The organism is Pseudomonas sp. RW409 (assembly GCF_003184125.1).
GTDB lineage: Bacteria > Pseudomonadota > Gammaproteobacteria > Pseudomonadales > Pseudomonadaceae > Aquipseudomonas > Aquipseudomonas chlororaphis_I.
Window position 1 is genome coordinate 1 of record NZ_QHHP01000032.1, and the last position, 712, is coordinate 712.

Annotated in this window: 1 protein-coding gene; it reads left to right on the forward strand. The window is 63.6% G+C overall.

Features of this window, described 5'->3' with window-relative positions:
• Window positions 1-164 precede the first annotated feature (164 nt).
• Window positions 165-712, forward strand: a 548-nt coding sequence (locus tag DK261_RS13075) for a filamentous hemagglutinin N-terminal domain-containing protein (RefSeq protein WP_110175830.1), incomplete at its 3' end; no start/stop codon positions are given.

Here is a 712-nt window from a genome sequence, read left to right on the forward strand (position 1 = left end):
TGTCGAGCAACTCCCTGGAGCTGTTCGCCCGCGGCCAGCACCTGGCGACCAGCGTGACCTTCGCCCATTCCCTTGAGCGTCCGGATGTCCTGACTGAGCGCGAAGCGCCGATCTACTTCCGCCTGGACTTTTTCCTCTAAATCGCGTTTTTTCGAGACTTCGACATGGACGTTCGCCAATTCGCCTTCCTGGCCCGTCAGCCTTCTGCTGCCCTGCAAACCCGCGAGCACTTCTGCGGCCTGCCCAAGCGCGGCCTGGCGTTCATCCTGGCCAACGCCATGTTCTGGCAACCGCTGTGGGCCCAGGCGGAAGGCATCGTGGTCAGCGCGCCGGGCACCAGCCTGGGGCAGGCGGGCAACGGCGTACCCATCGTCAATATCGCCACGCCCAATGGCAGCGGCCTGTCGCATAACCAGTTCCACGACTACAACGTCGGCCAGCAGGGTCTGATCCTCAACAACGCCACCGACCGCACGCAGAGCACCCAACTGGGCGGGATCATCGTCGGCAACCCGAACCTCAAGGGCGTCGCGGCGCAAACCATCCTCAACGAAGTCAACGGTAGCAGCCCCAGCCAACTGCGCGGCTACACCGAAGTGGCGGGGCAGTCGGCCCATGTGATCGTCGCCAACCCCTATGGCATCAGCTGCAATGGCTGCGGCTTCATCAACACCCCGAAAGCCACCCTGACCACTGGCAAGCCGGTGATCGA